Annotated in this window: 7 protein-coding genes; 6 read left to right on the forward strand and 1 reads right to left on the reverse strand. The window is 74.9% G+C overall.

What is annotated here, in order from left to right:
- Positions 1-88 precede the first annotated feature (88 nt).
- The 6 genes from AB0G84_RS34380 to AB0G84_RS34405 all read left to right on the forward strand — a co-directional run bounded on the left by AB0G84_RS34380 (position 89) and on the right by AB0G84_RS34405 (position 17,668).
- Positions 89-11,164: a type I polyketide synthase gene (locus AB0G84_RS34380; RefSeq protein ID WP_361329974.1), complete on the forward strand. Its 11,076-nt coding sequence runs from the start codon at positions 89-91 to the stop codon at positions 11,162-11,164.
- 662 nt (positions 11,165-11,826) lie between these two features.
- Positions 11,827-13,074 carry an activator-dependent family glycosyltransferase gene (locus tag AB0G84_RS34385; protein WP_361329977.1) on the forward strand — a complete coding sequence of 416 codons (1,248 nt, stop codon included), beginning with the start codon at positions 11,827-11,829 and terminating at the stop codon, positions 13,072-13,074.
- A gap of 66 nt (positions 13,075-13,140) precedes the next feature.
- Positions 13,141-14,208 (forward strand): glucose-1-phosphate thymidylyltransferase, encoded by a 1,068-nt coding sequence (locus AB0G84_RS34390; protein ID WP_361329980.1) that lies wholly within the window; start codon positions 13,141-13,143, stop codon positions 14,206-14,208.
- A 106-nt stretch (positions 14,209-14,314) separates the two neighbouring features.
- Complete coding sequence (gene rfbB / locus AB0G84_RS34395) at positions 14,315-15,316, forward strand: dTDP-glucose 4,6-dehydratase (RefSeq protein WP_361329983.1); 1,002 nt, start codon at positions 14,315-14,317, stop codon at positions 15,314-15,316.
- Positions 15,317-15,372: 56 nt separating this feature from the next.
- Complete coding sequence (locus AB0G84_RS34400; protein WP_361329986.1) at positions 15,373-16,431, forward strand: NAD(P)-dependent oxidoreductase; 1,059 nt, start codon at positions 15,373-15,375, stop codon at positions 16,429-16,431.
- 10 nt (positions 16,432-16,441) lie between these two features.
- Entirely contained in the window at positions 16,442-17,668 is a 1,227-nt protein-coding gene (locus AB0G84_RS34405; protein WP_361329989.1) for a macrolide family glycosyltransferase, read from the forward strand.
- A 72-nt stretch (positions 17,669-17,740) separates the two neighbouring features.
- On the opposite strand, the gene rfbH is transcribed toward AB0G84_RS34405, so the two are convergent.
- The gene (rfbH, locus tag AB0G84_RS34410) at positions 17,741-19,042 is read right to left on the reverse strand and encodes a lipopolysaccharide biosynthesis protein RfbH (protein ID WP_361329992.1); all 1,302 of its coding nucleotides are present in this window, start codon (positions 19,040-19,042) and stop codon (positions 17,741-17,743) included.
- Between the last annotated feature and the right edge of the window lie 311 nt (positions 19,043-19,353).

Raw genomic sequence — 19,353 nt, forward strand, 5'->3', positions numbered from 1 at the left:
CCCGGCACGACCCGGCGCGGCGCCGGCGCCGACATGCCGTGCCGCACCGACCGCAACTGACCCAGCACCGCCACGTGGATGAGGGCGCATGAACGAAGAGAAGCTCCTCCAGTACCTCAAGAAGGTCACCCACGACCTGCACCAGACCCGGCAGCGCCTACAGGAGGCCGAGGCCGGGGCCGGGCGGCCGGAACCGGTGGCGATCGTGGCGATGAGCTGCCGCTTCCCCGGCGGGGTGGGCTCGCCGGAGGACTTCTGGCGGTTGCTCTCGGACGGGGTGGACGCGATCGGCGAGTGGCCGTCCGACCGGGGCTGGGACGTGGCGGGGCTGTACGACCCCGAGCCGGGCGTGCCGGGCCGGAGCTACACCCGCTCCGGCGGGTTCCTGCAGGACGTGGCGGGCTTCGACGCCGGCTTCTTCGGGATCGCGCCGCGGGAGGCGCTGGCGATGGATCCGCAGCAGCGGCTGCTGCTGGAGACGGCGTGGGAGGCGCTGGAGCGGGCCGGTATCGACCCGGTGGCGCTGCGCGGCAGCCGCACCGGGGTGTTCGCCGGCACCAACGGCCAGGACTACACCGGGCTGCTGCTCGGTGCCGCGGACGGCCTCGAAGGGCACATCGGCACCGGCAACGCCGCCAGCGTGGTCTCCGGCCGGGTCTCCTATGCGCTGGGGCTCGAGGGGCCGGCGGTCACGGTCGACACCGCGTGTTCGTCGTCGCTGGTGGCGCTGCATTTGGCGGCGCAGGCGCTGCGTGCGGGGGAGTGTGATCTGGCGCTGGCCGGCGGGGTCACCGTGATGTCCACCCCGGGGCTGTTCCTGGAGTTCAGCCGGCAGCGGGGGCTGGCCGCCGACGGCCGCTGCAAGGCCTTCGCCGACGCCGCCGACGGCACCGCCTGGGGGGAGGGCGCGGGCCTGCTGCTGGTCGAGCGGCTGGCCGACGCCCGCCGCCACGGCCACCCCGTGCTCGCCGTCCTGCGGGGCTCCGCGGTCAACCAGGACGGCGCCTCCAACGGGCTGACCGCCCCCAACGGCCCCTCCCAGCAGCGCGTCATCTGGCAGGCCCTGGCCGGCGCCGGCCTGGCCACGGCGGACGTCGACATGGTGGAGGCGCACGGCACCGGCACCCGCCTCGGCGACCCCATCGAGGCCCAGGCCCTGCTGGCGACCTACGGCCAGGACCGGCCCGAGGACCGGCCGCTGTGGCTCGGCTCGGTCAAGTCCAACATCGGGCACACCCAGGCCGCCGCCGGGATCGCCGGCGTCATCAAGGCCGTACTCGCCCTCCGACACGGGCTGATGCCCCGCACGCTGCACATCGACCGGGCCTCGGGGCACGTCGACTGGTCGGCGGGCCGCGTCTCGCTGCTCACCTCGGCCGTACCCTGGCCCGACCGCGGGCGGCCGCGCCGGGCCGGTGTCTCCTCGTTCGGCGTCAGCGGCACCAACGCCCACGTCATCGTCGAACAGGCCCCGGCACCGGACCCCGCCCGCACCGCGGACGCCACGGCCCCCGACCCCGCCCCCGCCGTGGACGCCGCCGCCCCCGAGCCCGACCCCGCCCGCCCCCTCGCCTTCCCGGTCTCCGCCAGGACCCCGGAAGCGCTGCGCGCCCTCGGCGCCCGGCTGCGGGAGCGGCTGACCCGGCAGCCCGCGCCGCCGCTGCGCGACCTGGCCTGGTCGCTGGCCACCACCCGCCCGGCGTTCGAGCACCGGGCCGCCGTCCTCGCCCACGACCACGACGCGCTCCGCGACGGCCTGGACCGGCTCGCCCGCGACACCCCGGCCCCCGCCGTGCTGCGCGGTACGGCCGGCGCCGACGGCCGGACCGTCTTCGTCTTCCCCGGCCAGGGCTCCCAGTGGGCCCAGATGGCCACCGAACTGCTCGACGCCGAGCCCGAGTTCCGCGCCCGCTTCACCGCGTGCGCGCAGGCCGTGGAGCGCTTCTCCGGCTGGTCCCTCGAGGCGGTGCTGCGCGGCGCCGACGGGGCGCCGGCACTGGACCGGGTGGACGTCGTCCAGCCCGCCCTGTTCGCCGTGATGGTCGCCCTGGCGGAGCTCTGGCGCGCCCGGGGCGTGCAGCCCGACGCCGTGGTGGGACACAGCCAGGGCGAGATCGCCGCCGCCTGCGTCGCCGGGGCCCTGACTCTGGAGGACGCCGCCCGGATCGTGGTCCTGCGCAGCCGCGCCCTGACCGCGCTCGCCGGCCGCGGCGGCATGCTGTCCGTCCTCGCGCCCCCGCACGACGTGGCCGAGCGCCTGACGCCGTGGCAGGGGCGGCTGTCGATCGCCGCCGTCAACGGCCCCCGGTCCGTGGTCGTCTCCGGTGACGCGGACGCCCTGGACGAGCTGTTCGCCGCGCTCACCACCGAGGGCGCCCAGGTCCGCCGGATACCGGTCGACTACGCCTCCCACTCGTCACACGTCGAGGAGGTCCGCGCGCAACTGCGCACCGAGCTGGCACCGGTGCGGCCCCGCAGCGCATCGATCCCGTTCTTCTCCACGGTGACCGGCGACCGGATCGACACCGCGTCGCTGGACGCCGCCTACTGGTACCGGAACCTGCGCCGGACCGTGCGCTTCGAGGACGCCGTGCGCGCCCTCGCCGCACAGGACCACCGCAGCTACGTCGAGATCTCACCGCACCCCGTGCTGGCCACGGCGGTGCGCGAGACGCTGGACGCGCTGGACCTCACCGACGCGGCCGTCGTCGGCACCCTCCGCAAGGGCGAGGGCGGCCCCCGCCGCTTCCTGGCCTCGCTCGCCGAACTCTCCGTCGCCGGCGGGCCCGTCGACTGGCGCACCGTCCTGGGCACCCCCGAGGGCGAAGCGGCCCCCCGGCCGACCGACCTGCCCACCTACCCCTTCCAGCGGCACCGCTACTGGCCGGAGCCCACCGCAGCGCGCAGCGGCCCCGCCGACGCCGTCGACGCCCCCTTCTGGGACGCCGTGGAGAACGGCGACGCCGACACCCTCGGCGCCGCGCTGCACCTGGACGCCGAGGCGCTCGACGGGATGCTGCCCGCACTGGCCGACTACCGCCGGCGCCACCGCGCCGGCGCCACCGCCGACGCCTGGCGCTACCGCATCACGTGGAAGCCCGTCCCCGCCGGCGCGGCTCCCCCCGCCCTGGACGGGACCTGGCTGGTGCTCGCCGCCGACGGCGAACCGCCGATCGACGAGCTGGTGACGGCGCTGGCCGCCGCCGGAGCCCACCCGGTGACCGTCCCGGCGGACCTCGAACAGGACCGCGCGGCCCTCGCCGCCACCGTCGAGGCGGCCCTGCGCGGCACGGCACCCGGCGACGGGCCGCTGCCCCCGGTCGCCGGCGTCCTGTCGCTGCTGGCCCTGGACGAGGCCGACCACCACGCACACCCCGGCCTGCCCCGCGGCTTCGCCGCCACCGTCGCGCTCGTCCAGGCGCTGGACGACCTCGGGGTCCGGGCGCCCCTGTGGTGCGCCACCCGCGGTGCGGTGGCCACCGAGCCGGCGCAGGGCGTGGCCGCGCCTCGGCAGGCCCTGGTGTGGGGCTTCGGCCGGGTGCTCGCCCTGGAGGAACCCGAGCGCTGGGGCGGCCTGCTGGACCTGCCCGCCACCCTGGACCCGGCCGCGGCCACCGCCGTCGTCCACACGCTCGCCGGGATCGGCGACGAGGACCAGATCGCGGTCCGGCCGCACGGCGTCCTCGCCCGCCGCCTGGTCCGGGCCGCGACCGGCGCCCTCGGCACCGCACGCCCCTGGGCGCCCTCCGGCACCGTACTGGTCACCGGCGGCACCGGCGCCCTCGGACGCCAGGTCGCCCGCTGGCTCGCCCGCAACGGCGCACCGCACCTGCTGCTGGTCGGCCGTCGCGGCGCCGACGCGCCCGGAGCCGGTGAACTCGCCGCCGAGCTGGCCGGGTTCGGCACCCGCACCGAGTTCGCGGCCTGCGACGTCGGCGACCGCGACGCGCTCGCCGCACTGCTCGACGCCGTCCCCGCCGACCGGCCGCTCACCGCGGTGCTGCACACCGCCGCGGTCCTCGACGACGGCACCATCGGCTCCCTCACCCCCGGCCAACTCGCCGGCGTGCTCCGGGTGAAGGCCGACGGCGCCCGCCACCTCGACGAGCTGACCCGCGGCCACGACCTGTCGGCGTTCGTGCTGTTCTCCTCCACCGCCGGCACCATCGGCGCCCCGGGACACGCCAACTACGCCCCCGGCAACGCCTACCTCGACGCCCTGGCTCAGCAGCGCCGGGCCGCCGGACACCGCGCCACCTCCCTCGCCTGGGGCCCCTGGGCGGACGGCGGTATGGCCGAGGGGGCCGTCGGCGCACGCCTGCACCGGCACGGCGTACGCGTCATGGACCCGCAGACGGCCGTCGCCGCACTCCAACAGGCCCTCGACCACGACGACACCGCGCTGGCCGTCACCGACATCGACTGGGACACCTTCGCGCCCGCCTACACCACGGCCCGCACCCGCCCCCTGATCGCCGACCTGCCCGACGCCCAGCGCGCCCTCGCCGCCACCGAACCCACCCCCGACGACCCGGCCGCCGGCCCCGCCCTGGCCCGGCAGCTCGCGGCCCTCGACGCCCCCCGGCAGCTCCAGGCCCTGTCCGACCTGGTCCGGGCCCATGCCGCCGCCGTCCTCAACCACCCCGACCCGGACGAGATCGCCCCCCGGCGGGCCTTCCGCGAGCTGGGCTTCGACTCCCTGATGGCCGTCGAACTCCGCAACGCCCTCGGCACCGCCACCGGCACCCGGCTCCCGGCCACCCTCCTCTTCGACCACCCGACCCCGGCCGCCCTGGCCGCCGCGCTGCGCACCGAACTCCGCCTCGACGAGGCACCGGACCGGCCCGCCCCGGCGTCGCCCGCCCCGGTGCCGCACGACGACGACCCCCTCGCCATCGTGGCGATGAGCTGCCGCTTCCCCGGCGGCGTGGACTCGCCGGAGGACTTCTGGCGGCTGCTGTCGGACGGGGTGGACGCGATCGGTGAGTGGCCGTCCGACCGGGGCTGGGACGCGGCGGGCCTGTCCGACCCCGAGCCGGGAGAGCCGGGACACGGCTTCGCCCGTACCGGCGGCTTCCTCACCGACGTGGCGGGCTTCGACGCCGGCTTCTTCGGGATCGCGCCGCGGGAGGCGCTGGCGATGGATCCGCAGCAGCGGTTGCTGCTGGAGACGGCGTGGGAGGCCGTGGAGCGGGCCGGTATCGATCCGGTGGCGCTGCGCGGCAGCCGCACCGGGGTGTTCGCCGGCACCAACGGCCAGGACTACGCGTCCCGTTCCCTCGCCCCGGCACCCGACGCGGAGGCCCACCTCGGCACCGGCACCACCGCAAGCGTTCTCTCCGGCCGCCTGTCGTACGTCTTCGGCCTGGAGGGGCCGGCGGTCACGGTCGACACCGCGTGTTCGTCGTCGCTGGTGGCGCTGCATTTGGCGGCGCAGGCGCTGCGTGCGGGGGAGTGCGATCTGGCGCTGGCCGGCGGGGTCACGGTGATGTCCACTCCGGGGCTGTTCGTGGAGTTCAGCCGGCAGCGGGGGCTTGCCGCCGACGGTCGCTGCAAGGCCTTCGCCGACGCCGCCGACGGCACCGGTTTCGCCGAGGGCGCCGGCGTCCTGGTCGTCGAGCGGCTGGCCGACGCCCGCCGCCACGGCCACCCCGTCCTGGCACTGCTCCGCGGCTCCGCGGTCAACCAAGACGGCGCCTCCAACGGGCTGACCGCCCCCAACGGCCCCTCCCAACAACGGGTGATCCGCCAGGCCCTGACCGGCGCCCGGCTGTCGGCCACCGACATCGACGCCGTCGAGGCGCACGGCACCGGCACCCGCCTCGGCGACCCCATCGAGGCCCAGGCCCTGCTGGCGACCTACGGCCAGGACCGGCCCGAGGAACGGCCGCTGTGGCTCGGCTCGGTGAAGTCCAACATCGGGCACACCCAGGCCGCCGCCGGTGTGGCGGGCCTGATCAAGATGGTGCTGGCGCTCCAGCACGGCGTCCTGCCGGCCACCCTGCACATCGACCGGCCCTCCACCCATGTCGACTGGTCGGTGGGGAACATCCGGCTGCTCACCGACCCCCTCCCGTGGCCCCGGACGGACCGGCCGCGACGGGCCGGCGTCTCCTCGTTCGGCATCAGCGGCACCAACGTCCACGCCATCCTCGAACAGGCCCCCGCCACCGACGCCCCGCCGCAGGCCCCCGCCACCGACGCCCCGCCGTCAGACACCGCCGCCGGAGCGCCGGCCGCACCGGCGCCCTGGGTGCTCAGCGGCACCACCCACGACGCCGTGCGCGCCCAGGCCGCCCGCCTGCTCACCCACCTGCGGACCAGGCCCGAACTCGGCCTGCGGGACGTGGGATGGTCGCTGGCCACCACCCGCTCGGTGTTCGCCCACCGCGCCGCCGTCCTGGGCGCCACCCGCGACGAACGGCTCACCGCCCTCGACGCCCTGGCCACCGGCGGGAGCACGCCCCACGCCCTCGCCGGGCAGGTGCGCGGTGACGGCGCGACCGCGCTGCTGTTCACCGGGCAGGGGGCGCAGCGGCCGGGGATGGGCCGGGAGCTGTACGAGGCGTTCCCGGTATTCGCGGAGGCCTTCGACGCGGTGTGTGCGCACTTCGACGGCGAGCTGGAGCTGGAACTGCCGCTGCGGGACGTGGTCTTCGGGGACGACGCCGAGCCGCTGAACCGGACGGCCGTCGCCCAGCCGGCGCTGTTCGCGGTGGAGGTGGCGCTGTTCCGCCTCGTGGAGTCGTTCGGCGTCCGGCCGGACCACCTGATCGGCCACTCCCTCGGTGAGCTGGTGGCGGCCCATGTGGCGGGGGTGTGGTCGCTGGCCGACGCCTGCCGTCTGGTAGCGGCGCGGGGCCGGCTGATGCAGGCACTGCCGGCGGGCGGCGCCATGATCTCGGTGCAGGCAGGAGAGGACGAGGTGGCGCCGCTGCTGGCGGGCCTGGCGCAGCGGGTGGGCCTGGCCGCGGTGAACGGGCCCCGGGCCGTGGTGGTGTCGGGCGAGGAGTCCGCCGTCGCCGAGATCGCCGACCGGTGCGCGTCCGAGGGCCGGAAGGCCAAGCGGCTGACGGTGCGCCACGCCTTCCACTCGCCGCTGATGGAGCCGATGCTCGCCGCGTTCCGTACCGTCGCCGAGAGCGTGGCCTACGGCGAACCCCGCATCCCGGTGGTCTCCAACGTCACCGGCGAGCCCGCGGCGACGGGTGACCTGACCTCCCCGGAGTACTGGGTGCGGCAGGTCCGCGCGGCCGTCCGCTTCGCCGACGGCATCCGGTGGCTGGAGCGGCACGGCGTGACCCGCTTCCTGGAAGCCGGCCCGGACGGGACGCTGACCGCCCTGGCCCAGGGCTGCCTCGATGGCGCCGACCGCACCCTGGTCCCCCTGCTGCGCAAGGACCGGTCCGAGGCGGCCGGTGTGATGGCCGCGGTCGGCGCCCTGCACACCGCGGGCGCCGGACTCGACTGGGCCGCGCTGTTCCCCGGCGCACACCGCGTCGACCTGCCCACCTACCCCTTCCAACGACGGCCCTACTGGTGGGAAGCCGTGGCCGGGGCGGGCGACCTCGATGCGGTGGGACTGCGCGGCTCTGACCATCCGCTGCTCGGGGCCGCGGTCACCGTCGCCGCAGCCGGGTCCACGGTCCTCACCGGCCGGCTCTCGCTGGCCAGCCACCCGTGGCTCGCCGATCATGCGGTACTGGGGGAGGTGATCCTCCCGGCGACCGCCTATCTGGACCTGGCCGTGGCCGCGGGCGACCGGACCGGGTGCGGCCATCTCGCCGAACTGACCCTGGAGACCCCGCTCGTCCTGCCGGCGCGGGGTGCGGTCCACCTCCAGGTGGCGGTGGGCGCGCCGGACGACGCCGGGTGGCGGCCGTTCACCGTGCACTCCCGGCCGGTGGAGGCGGACGACGCCGACCCGTGGACCCGGCACGCCCACGGCACCCTGTCCACCACCGCTCCCGACGAGCCCGCCGCGCTGGGCAGTTGGCCGCCCGAGGGGGCCGAGCCCGTCGGCTCGGGGGAGTGGTACGACGCCTTCGCCGAGGCCGGCTTCTCCTACGGTCCGGCCTTCCGGGGGCTCGGTTCCGTATGGCGGCGCGGCGCCGAGCTGTTCGCCGAGGCCGAACTGCCCGAGCCGTACCGGGCCGACGGCGCGCGCTTCACGCTGCACCCCGCACTGCTCGACGCGGCCGTCCAGACGCTCCTCGTCGCCGGCGGGGACACCGGCGGCCCGGGGGCGGAGGGGGCGATGCTGCCGTTCTCCTGGAGCGGGGTGACGTTCCATGCCCAGGGAGCCACCGCGCTGCGGGTCCGGCTGACGCCGGTCGAGGACCGGACCGACGCCTTCTCGGTGCTGGTCACCGACGCCTCCGGCCGACCCGTCGCCAGCGCCGACGCGCTGACCCTGCGGGCGGTGACACCCGGCCAGGTGTCCGCCGCCGCACCGGCCGCGGCCGAGGAGCCGCTCCGGCTCGCATGGCGCGCCGCCACCGCCGCGCCGCGTCCGGAGCCCGTGCGGTGGGCCGTGCTCGGCCAGCCGGCCGGCCAGGGGGCGCCGGGCGGCGGACCGGCGGACGGCGGGATCGCGGCGGCGCTCGACAGCGCGGGCGTGCACGTGGAGGCGTACGCCGACCTCGAGGCGCTGGCGGCCGCCGCGGCCACCGGCATGACCATGCCCGACACCGTACTGCTGGTGTGCGGAGCGGGCCCCCGTGTCACGGCGCCCGCCGCCGCCGGCGAGCCGCCCGAGGACCGGGCGCCGAACGGGCACGGCCCGGTGCAGGTAAGGGAGTTGCTCGCCACCACCCTGGCCGCCTGCCGGCAGTGGCTCGCCGAGGAGCGGTTCGCCGGGTCCCGGCTGGTGTGCGTCACCCGTGGCGCCGTGGCTGCCGGACCCGACGAGGGCGTTGCGGACCTCGCGGGTGCGGCCGTGTGGGGGCTGGTCCGCTCCGCACAGCGTGAACACCCCGGCCGCTTCCACCTCCTGGACCTGGACGGCGCCGAGTCGTACGCCGGCATCGAGTCGTATGCCAGTACCGAGACGTCCGCCCGGGCCCAGGCGTCCGGCAGCGCCCTCGCCGACGCGGTGGCCGCCGCCCACCCGCAGGCGCTGCTCCGCGCCGGCGCCCTGCACCTGCCGCACCTCACCCCCGTCACCCCGCCCACCGCGCCGGCCGTCGGCTTCGACCCGGACGGCACGGTGCTGGTCACCGGGGCCACCGGCGCGCTGGGACGGCGTACGGCTCGGCATCTGGTCACCCGGCACGGAGTGCGCCGGCTGCTGCTGGCCAGCCGCAGCGGACCGGCCGCCGACGGGGCCCGGGAGCTGCTGGCCGAACTGGCCGAGGCGGGCGCCGACGCCACCCTGGTCGCCTGCGACCTCGCCGAGCGGGCCGCCGTGGCGGCGCTGCTCGACTCGGTCCCGGCCAGCCATCCGCTGACCGGCGTCGTCCACGCCGCCGGGGTCGTCGACGACGGTGTGCTCACCGCGCTCGACGACCCGCGCCTGGACCGGGCGCTCCGCCCGAAGGCCGACGCCGCCTGGTGGCTGCACGAGCTGACTCAGGACCGCGCGCTGACGGCGTTCGTCCTGTTCTCCTCCGCGGCCGGCACCTTCGGCGCGGCCGGGCAGGCCAACTACGCAGCCGCCAACGCCTTCCTGGACGGTCTGGCCCACCACCGGGCGGCCCAGGGGCTGCCGGCCACCTCGTTGGCGTGGGGGCTGTGGGCCGGCGGTGGAATGACCGCGGGGCTCGCCGACACCGACCGGCAGCGGATGGCCCGCGGCGGGATGCGGGCGCTCTCCGCCGACGACGGGCTCGCACTGTTCGACGCCGCCCTGGCGACCGGCGAACCCGCCCTGGTCACCGTCGGACTCGGCAGGGGAGGGCGGGCGGCCCTGCTGGGCGGTGCGGCCACCAGCCCCGTACGACGTACCGTCGCCGCCGCCGGCACGGACCGGGACGCCCTGCTGGCACAGCTGTCGGCCGCCGCCCCCGAGGAGCGGGCCGCGCTGCTGCTGGGGCTGGTACGGGGCCAGGTGGCGGCGGTGCTCGGCCATGGGTCGCCCGAGGAGATCGAACCAGACCGGGACTTCACGGAGTTGGGCTTCGACTCGCTGACCGCCGTCGAACTGCGCAACCAGCTCGGCACCGTCACCGGTCTGCGCCTACCCGCGACCCTCGTCTTCGACTTCGCCACCCCGCAGGACCTCGCGACGCGCCTCGGCGAGGAGCTGACCGGGGCGGCCCTCCCGGCGCCGGGAGTCCGGGGCGCCGATGCCCCGCCCGCCGGACCGGAGGGGGCGGTGGACACCCTCGGTGCCCTCTTCCGGCAGGCCTGTGCGTCGGACCGGGTGCCGGAGGGCTTCGCCCTCTTGCAGGCCGCCGCCGAGCTGCGGCCGACGTTCGACCTGCCGGAGGACTTCGGCGCCGCTCTGGCCCCGGTGCGGCTGGCGCGCGGCGGCGACGCCCCCGGCCCCGCCGCGCCCCGGCTGATCTGCTTCAGCTCGTATGTGGCGCTCGCCGGGGTGCACCAGTACGCCAGGTTCGCCGCCGCCCACCGGGGCGAGCGCGACGTCTGGGCGCTGTCCACACCGGGGTTCGGCCGCGGCGAGCCGCTGCCCGCCTCGTTCGACGCGGTGGTACGGCTCCAGGCCGCGAAGGTGCGGGAGTGCGCGGGGGAGGAGCCCTACGTGCTGCTCGGCTCGTCGTCCGGCGGCATCCTCGCGCTGGCCGTGGCACACCATCTGGAGGAGGCCGGGACGCCGCCCGCCGGTGTGGCGCTGCTGGACACCTATCTGCCCCGCGAGGACTCGCCGTTCACCCGGTTCGCCGGCGAGATGATCGGCGGGATGTTCGACCGCGAGTCGCTGTTCGCGCACATGGACGCGGACCGGCTCACCGCGATGAGCTGGTACATCCGGATCGTCGGCGCCTGGGCACCGGACCGCCTGTCCTGCCCGGTGCTGCTGGTGCGCTCCAGCGAGCCGCCGGTGGCCGCCGCCCAAGGCGACGGGCTCGCACCACAGGAGTGGCAGGCGTCGTGGGACGGTGCGGACACCGTCACCGAGGTGCCGGGCAACCACTTCACGATGATGGAGGACCACGCGGCCGACACCGCGAAGGCCGTGGTGTCCTGGCTGGACACGCTCTGACGGCGGCGCTCGCCGGCCGGGCCAGCAGTGTGGCCGGCCGTCCGACTCCACCGTGGGCGGCCGGTCGGCGTCCGGGCTGGCCGGAGTCCGAGCCGGTCGGCCTCCGCGCCGGTCGGCCGCGGCGGCGCCGGATCCGGGAGGGCTGGATCCGGGAGGGCTGGCGACCCGGCCTCCTGTGCCGCCGTTGATTCCGCGTTGATTCCCCGTTGATGCCCCTTCCACCGTCCCGTACGAGACGGGACATTGGGCAGGTCCGTCGAGGGCTTCCCAGCGGGGCAGGGCAGTGCGGCACGGGCTCCCCAAGAGGCAAGGGGAAAGCCGCATTTCTCGGCACTTCCTCGGGCGGGCGGTCAGCCCCCGGTGCCCGCCCACGGTGCCCGCCCGCGCAGCCCACAGCCTCTGCCCGCGCAGCCCGTAGAGCGTGCCCGCGCAGCCCGGAGCCGGTGCCGGAGGGGGCGGGCGAGGGGACGGACGAGGGCCCGGGCGGACGGACCGGGTGCACCCGGCGTCATTGTCTGGAGGAATCCCCAGACCCGGCCGGCACCGTGCCGCGGTGCACTGCCGGAGGCCACAGTATGGGCATCGACGCACCGAGCTCTGGCCGAACGCGTGCAGCCGGTCACATCGAGCCACCCAACTGTGCGCGACCGAGAGGGAATTCCATGCGTGTGCTCTTCGCCGGCCTGTCCGAGAAGTCACACCTGTATTGCCAGGTACCGCTCGCCTGGGCGCTGACCGCGGCCGGGCACGAGGTGCGGATCGCGCACTCCCCCGGCCTCACGGACGTCGTCACCGGCACCGGCCTGGTCTCGGCCCCCGTGGGCCGCGACCACGCACTGCACGAGGCCATGTCGCTCGCCCCCGAGTCACAGGACGCGGAGATCGCCAACTGGAGCCGGCTGGGGCCGGGCGAAGCGGACTGGCCCGCCCTGCGCGAACGCTACGAACTCAGCGTCCCCCACGGCTTCGCGCTGTACAACGACCCGGTGCTGGACGACACCGTCGCCCTGGCCCGCAGCTGGCGGCCGCACCTGGTCATCGGCGACCCGATCGCCTACGCCGGAGCCCTCGCCGCCCGGGCCGCCGAAGCCCTCCACGTCCGGCTGCTGTGGTGCGCCGACGTCTACGGCCGGGCCCGGCGCACCTTCGTCGACCTGCTCAGCCAGGCCCCGGTGGACGAACGGGTGGACCCGCTCGCCGACTGGCTCGACGAGCGGGGCGCGCCGTACGGCGTCGTCTGCGACGAGGAACTGATCAACGGTCAGTACACCCTCGACACCCTGCCCCCGAGCCTGCGGCCGCCCAGCGCCCTGCAGACGCTGTCCATGCGCTACGTGCCCTACAACGGCACCGCGGTGTGGTGGGACTGGCTGCGTGAGGAACCCAAGCGGCCCCGGATCTGCGTGACCCTCGGCACCAGCAACACCGAGGCCTACGGCGGCGACTACGTCTCCCTGTCCGAGACCCTGGGCGCGCTCGCCACCCTCGACATCGAGGTGGTCGCCGCGCTGCACCCGCGGCAGCGGGCCGCGCTCACCGACGTCCCGGCCGGTGTGCGCCTCGTCGACGACGTGGCGCTGCACACCCTGCTGCCCAGCTGCTCGGCCGTCATCCACCATGGCGGCTGGGGAACCTACTCCACCGCCCTGATCAACGCAGTGCCCCAGCTCGCGCTGTCCACCACCGTCGCCGACCTGGAGTGGCGGGGCCGGTCCCTGGAGCGCGCCGGCGCGGGCCTCTTCGTGCACCACAGCGAGGCCGACGCCGAGCTGGTGCTCCGCCACACCCTGCAACTCCTCGACGACCCCGGCTTCGCCTCGGCCGCACGCCGGCTGCGTGACGAGTCGGCGGCGATGCCCAGCCCGTACGATCTGGTCACCGTCCTCACGGACCTGGTCGCGGGGCGCTGACCGGGCCGCGTCGGCCCGCGACCGACAGGCCCTCCTCATGACACCACTCGCCCCTGGAGGGAACCCTTGAAGGCTCTCGTGCTCTCGGGAGGCGCGGGCACGCGCCTGCGGCCCATCACCCATACCTCGGCCAAACAACTCGTCCCGGTCGCCAACAAACCCATCCTCTTCCACGTGCTGGAGACCATCGCCGAGACCGGCATCACCGACGTCGGCATGATCGTCGGCGAGACCGGGCCGGAGATCCAGGAAGCGGTGGGAGACGGGGCGCAGTTCGGCCTCCGGGTGACCTACCTCCGCCAGAGCGCCCCGCTCGGCCTGGCACACGCCGTCCTCATCGCCCGCGACTACCTCGGCGACGACGACTTCCTGATGTACCTGGGGGACAACTTCATCTCCGGCGGCATCACCGACGCCGTCGAGCTGTTCCACAAGGAGCGGCCGGACGCCCAGCTGGTGCTCAGCCGGGTCCCCGACCCCACCGCCTTCGGCGTGGCCGAACTGGACGCCGAGGGCCGGGTGGTGGGGCTGGAGGAGAAACCGAAGCGCCCCAAGAGTGACCTGGCGCTGGTCGGCGTCTACCTGTTCACCCCCGCGGTGCACCAGGCGGTGCGCACCATCCGGCCGTCCGCGCGCGGCGAGCTGGAGATCACCGACGCCGTCCAGTGGATGCTCGAAGCGGGCCTGGAGATCCGCTCCGGTGAACTCTGCGGCTACTGGCGGGACACCGGCAGCGTCGCCGACATGCTGGAGGTCAACCGCATGCTGCTGGAGACCCAGGAACGCCGGATCGACGGCTCGGTGGACGAGGCCAGCGAGGTCATCGGCCGGGTGTCGATCGACCGCGGAGCCACCATACGCGGCTCGCGGATCGTCGGCCCGGCCGTGATCGGCGCCGGCACCGTCGTCACCGACTCCTACATCGGGCCCTCCACCTCGATCGCGGAGGACTGCCGCATCCACGACAGCGAACTGGCCTCCTCCATCGTGCTGCGCGGGGCGTCGTTCGAGAGCGTGCGCCGCGTGGAGGCCTCGCTCATCGGACGCAACGCGCACGTCACGCTCGCACCCCGCCGTCCCGTGGCGCACCGGCTCGTGCTCGGTGACCACGCGAAGGTGCACATCCAGTCCTGAGGCCGCCCCGCGGCCCGGCCCACCCACCTCATCCGCACCGAACAACCGGAAGGGGGGATGGCGCTGCTCCCCGGCCTGGTCCCCAGGCCACCGCGCCACATCCTCGATGAGCCCCACGAGAATCCTGGTGACCGGCGGCGCCGGCTTCATCGGTTCGCACTACGTCCGTACGCTGCTGGGTTCCCCAGGGGCGGACGACCTCCGCATCACCGTGCTCGACAGCCTCACCTACGCGGCCAGCCGGGACAACCTCGACGAGGTCCGCCACCTGGACGGCTTCCGGTTCGTCGCCGGCGACATCTGCGACGAGGAGCTGGTGGACGACCTGGTCGCGCGCCACGACCAGGTGGTCCACTTCGCCGCCGAGTCGCACGTCGACCGCTCCATCCACCGCTCCGCGGAGTTCATCCGCACCAACGTCCTGGGCACCCAGGTCCTGCTCGACGCCGCGCTCCGGCACGGCTCGCAGACCTTCGTGCACGTCTCGACCGACGAGGTCTACGGCTCGATCACCACCGGATCGAGCTCCGAGACCCACCCGCTCAGCCCCAACTCGCCCTACGCCTCCTCCAAGGCCGCCAGCGACCTGGTCGCCCTGTCCTACCACCGCACCCACGGCCTCGACGTCCGGGTCACCCGCTGCTCCAACAACTACGGCCCGCGCCAGTTCCCCGAGAAGCTCATCCCGCTGTTCGTCACCCACCTCCTGGACGACCGGAAGGTCCCGCTCTACGGGGACGGGCTGCACATCCGCGACTGGCTGCACCTCGACGACCACGTCCAGGGCATCGAGCTGGTACGCACCGGGGGCCGCCCGGGCGAGGTCTACAACATCGGCGGCGGCACCGAACTGAGCAACCGGGAGCTGACCGAGCTGCTGCTGGACGCCTGCGGCGCACCGTCCACCATGATCGAGTACGTCACCGACCGCAAGGGGCACGACCGCCGCTACTCGGTGGACTGGACCAAGATCCACAACGAGTTGGGCTACACCCCGCGCAAGGACTTCACCGACGGCCTGGCCGAGACGGTCGCCTGGTACCGGGACAACCGGGGCTGGTGGGAGCCGCTCAAGGCACGCGCCCAGCGGCTCGCCGCGACATGCTGAGGGCACCGGACGGCCGGCCGAGCACGCCGCAGGACCCGGAAGGCGGGTGCCGCCGGGTGATCGTCCTGGGCGCGACCGGGGCCGTCGGCCGGCACATCACCGCGGCGGTCAGCGCCGCCGGCCAGGAAGCGCTGAGCGTGGCGCGGCGCCCGGTCACCGGGACCGGGCGGTTCTTCCCGATGGACCTGATCGGCGGGGGACCGGACGAACTGGCCCGCCTCATCGACGCCGAGCGGCCCTACGCCGTGGTGAACGCCGCCGGCGCCGCCTGGCTGTGCGCCCCGGAGGTCATGCGGCTGGCCAACCACGTCCTGGTCGACACCGTGCTGGCCGCCATGGCCGCCGCGTCCTGGCGTCCCCGGCTGGTCCATGTGGGCTCGGTGCACGAGTACGCCCCGCAGCCGCCGGAGACCTCACTGGACGAGCGGGCGCCGACCCAGCCGGTCACGCTGTACGGGCGCACCAAGCTGCAGGGCACCGAGGCGGTCCGCACGGCCGCCGCGGCCGGGCACGTCGACGCGGTCGTCCTACGGGTGTCGAACGTGATCGGTGCCGGCACCTCACCGGGCAGCCTGCTGGGGCAGGTCGCCGCGCAACTGCGCGCCGCGGAGGCGGACCGGGAGGCGGTGGTGCGGGTCAGCCCGCTGCGGGCACGCCGGGACTTCGTCGACGCCCGGGACACCGCGGACGCGGTGCTGGCCGCAGCGGCCCTGCCGGTCGGCGGGGAGCTGATCAACATCGGGCGGGGCGAGGCGGTCCCGGTGCGCACCCTGGTGGAGCGGCTGATCGCCGCCAGCGGACGACCGGCGCGGATCGTCGAGCAGGCCGAGCCCGGTGCCCGCGCCTCCGCCGGCCTGGACTGGATGCGGGTGGACATCGGCCGGGCCCGGCGGCTGCTCCACTGGACCCCGCGCCACAGCATCGACAGTTCGGCCCATGACCTGTGGCACGCCACCACCCCCGGGACCGACCCCTCGCCCCCGGACCACCCGGCGGCCCACCGCGTCGGCCCCGCCCCGGCCACCGACCCCCCACGTCCCTCCCCGCGGCGGCACACACAGGACCCGGCCACCGCCGGCCCGCCCGTCGCCCACCCCCACCAGCGTCCCGAGTGAAGGTGCCCACGTGACCGCATTCACCGCCGAACCCCCGCGGCACATCGCCGTGTTCGTGTTCGCCGACTTCGGGCACCTCAGCCCGACGCTCGGCCTGTCCCGTGAACTCGTCCGCCGCGGCCACCGGGTGACGTACGTCGTCGACCACCGGTACACCGAGGCGGTCGAGCGGACCGGCGCCCGGGCCGTGGGCTACCGCTCCCGGCGCGGTGCGTTCGGCCAGGTGGTCGACCCCAGCGCGTCCCGTCTGGCCGCCGAGGGCTATGAGCTGCTGGTCGAGTCGATGGAGACGGTCCACCCGCTGGCCGTCTCCGCCCTGGCGGCCGACCCGCCGGACCTCGTGCTCTACGACTTCGAGTCGTTCGCCGCCGCGCGGATGACCGCGCACACCCTGGGCTGCGCCACCACCGTGCAGCTGAGCATCAGCCACGCCGCGAACGAGGCGTTCTCGATGCGGGCCCTGCTGTTCGACCCCGAGGACCCGTCGATGCGCGAGGGCGGCGCGGCGCTGATGCGCTTCACCCGGGACAACGGCCTGCCCGCGGACGGGCTGGGCCGCTTCCTGCGGGAGTGGGACGAACACAACCTGGCGTTCCTGCCACGGGAGTTCCAGATCGAGGGCAGCACCTTCGACGAGCGCTTCGCCTTCGTGGGGCCCACGGTCACCGCGCCGGAGGGAGACGTGGCCTGGTCGCCGCCGGCCGACGGCCGGCGGGTGGCGCTGGTGTCGCTGGGCACCGAGTCCAACCGGCAGCAGCACTTCTTCCGCACCTGCGTGGACGCCTTCGACAGCGCCGAATGGCATGTGGTGATGACACTGGGCCGCGACGGGGACCTCGACGGCCTCGGCCCCCTCCCGCCGCATGTGGAGGCCCACCGGTGGCTTCCGCACCCGGTGGTGCTGCCGCACGCCGACGTCCTGGTCTGCCACGGGGGCATGAGCAGCCTGATGGAGGCGCTGCACTTCGGCACACCGGTGATCGCGGTGCCCCAGAGCTTCGAACTCACCCTGACCGCACGGCGCCTGGAGGAGCTGGGCCTGGGGCGGATGCTCGACCGCGCCCTGCTGAGCGCCGACAGTCTCGCCGCGACCGTGCGGGACATCGTGGCCGACCCGGAGCGGCCGGAGCGGATGGCGTGGATGCGCGGCTGCGTCCGCGGGGCCGGCGGAGCGGTACGGGCAGCCGGCCTGCTGGAGCAGTGGGCCGCCGCGGCCGCCCCGGCCGCGGCGGACTGACGCCGTATCCGCCGCACCGGTGCCCGCCGCTCCCGGGGAGGAGCGGCGGGCACCACCTTCCGCCCGGCCGGCTCAGCTGCGGCCGGTCACGAACTCGGTGATGCTGCGGACACTGTGGTCGATCATCTCGTCCGTCAGCCCCGGGAAGACCCCGATCCAGAAGGTGCGCTCGGCGATGATGTCGCTGTTGGTCAGCGGGCCGCTCACCCGGAACTCCCGTTCCAGATAGGCCGGGTGCCGGGTCAGGTTGCCGGCGAAGAAGCGGCGGGTGGCCACCCGGCGGGACTCCAGGTGGTCGATCAGCTCGGTGGTGGTGAAGGGCGCGCTGTCCTGGACCGTGATCACAAAGCCGAACCAGCTCGGGTCGCTGTCCGGAGTGGGCTCGGGGAGCAGCAGGTGCGGCACCCCGTCCAGCCCGGCCCGCAGCCGGGCCCAGTTGTGCCGCCGCGCGTCCCCGAACGCCTCGATCTTCCCGAACTGGGTGAGCCCCAGCGACGCCTGGAGGTCGGTCGACTTCAGGTTGTAACCGACGTGCGAGAAGATGTACTTGTGGTCGTAGCCGTGCGGCAGGGTGCCCATCTGCTGCTCGAACCGCTTGAAGCAGCGGTTGTCCTCACCGGGCTCGCACCAGCAGTCGCGCCCCCAGTCCCGCAGCGACTCCACGATCCGGGCCAACACCATGTTGTCGGTCACCACGCAGCCGCCCTCGCCCATGGTGATGTGGTGCGCCGGATAGAAGCTCTCCGTGGCCAGATCCCCGAAGGTGCCGGTCAGCCGGCCGCGGTAGGTACTGCCCATGGCATCGCAGTTGTCCTCGATGAGGAACATCCCCCGGTCGGCGGCGATCTTCGCGACCTCTTCGACGGCGAACGGGTTGCCGAGCGCATGGGCGATCATGATGGCCCGGGTGCGCGGGCCGATGGCCTCCTCGATGCGTTCCGGAGCGGCGTTGTACGTGCCCATCTCGACATCGATGAAGACCGGCACCAGGCCGTTCTGGATGATCGGGTTCACCGTGGTGGGGAAGCCGGCGGCCACCGTGACGACCTCGTCGCCGGGCACCAGCCGCAGGTCCTCCAGCTGGTGCGAGGTGAGCGCGCTGAGCGCCAGGAGGTTGGCGGAGGAGCCGGAGTTGGTCAGATGCGCCTTGCGCAGCCCGAAGTACTTCGCCAGCGCGCGCTCGAACTTGCGGGAACTGGTGCCGGCCGCGATCCGCAGGTCCAGCGCCGCCTCGACGAGGGCGACCCGGTCGTCCTCGTCGAGGACCGCGCCCGAGGCGGCCACCGGCGTCACCCCGGGCACGAATCCGGACGCGACATTGTCCTGGTGGTACGCGCGTACCTGCTCCAGAATGTCGCTCTTGCTGTACCCCATCGGCTGCCGCCTCCTGTGAGTGTCCTGCGGGATGGTCCGACGCGCTGCCGCGGGGTGCGCTCCGCGGGGTGCGCCCCGCGGAGCGCGGAGCACGCGTGGCCGACGAGGTGCGGCCACGCGGCACACCGGTTTCCTCATCCGGCCGGCTCGGGGAATTCACTTCAGCACGCCGCTCCGACCGGAACCAGGGCGGCCTGCGAAGTCTAGGAATTGCCATAGAGCCGGGGCGGCGGCGGAGGCCGGCCCGTACGGAGTGGCCCGGCACACTAGGGAATCTCCCACTTCGCACTGCCCATACTGGTGCCCGACAA

Origin of the sequence: Streptomyces sp. NPDC020742 (assembly GCF_040641675.1) — a bacterium.
GTDB lineage: Bacteria > Actinomycetota > Actinomycetes > Streptomycetales > Streptomycetaceae > Streptomyces.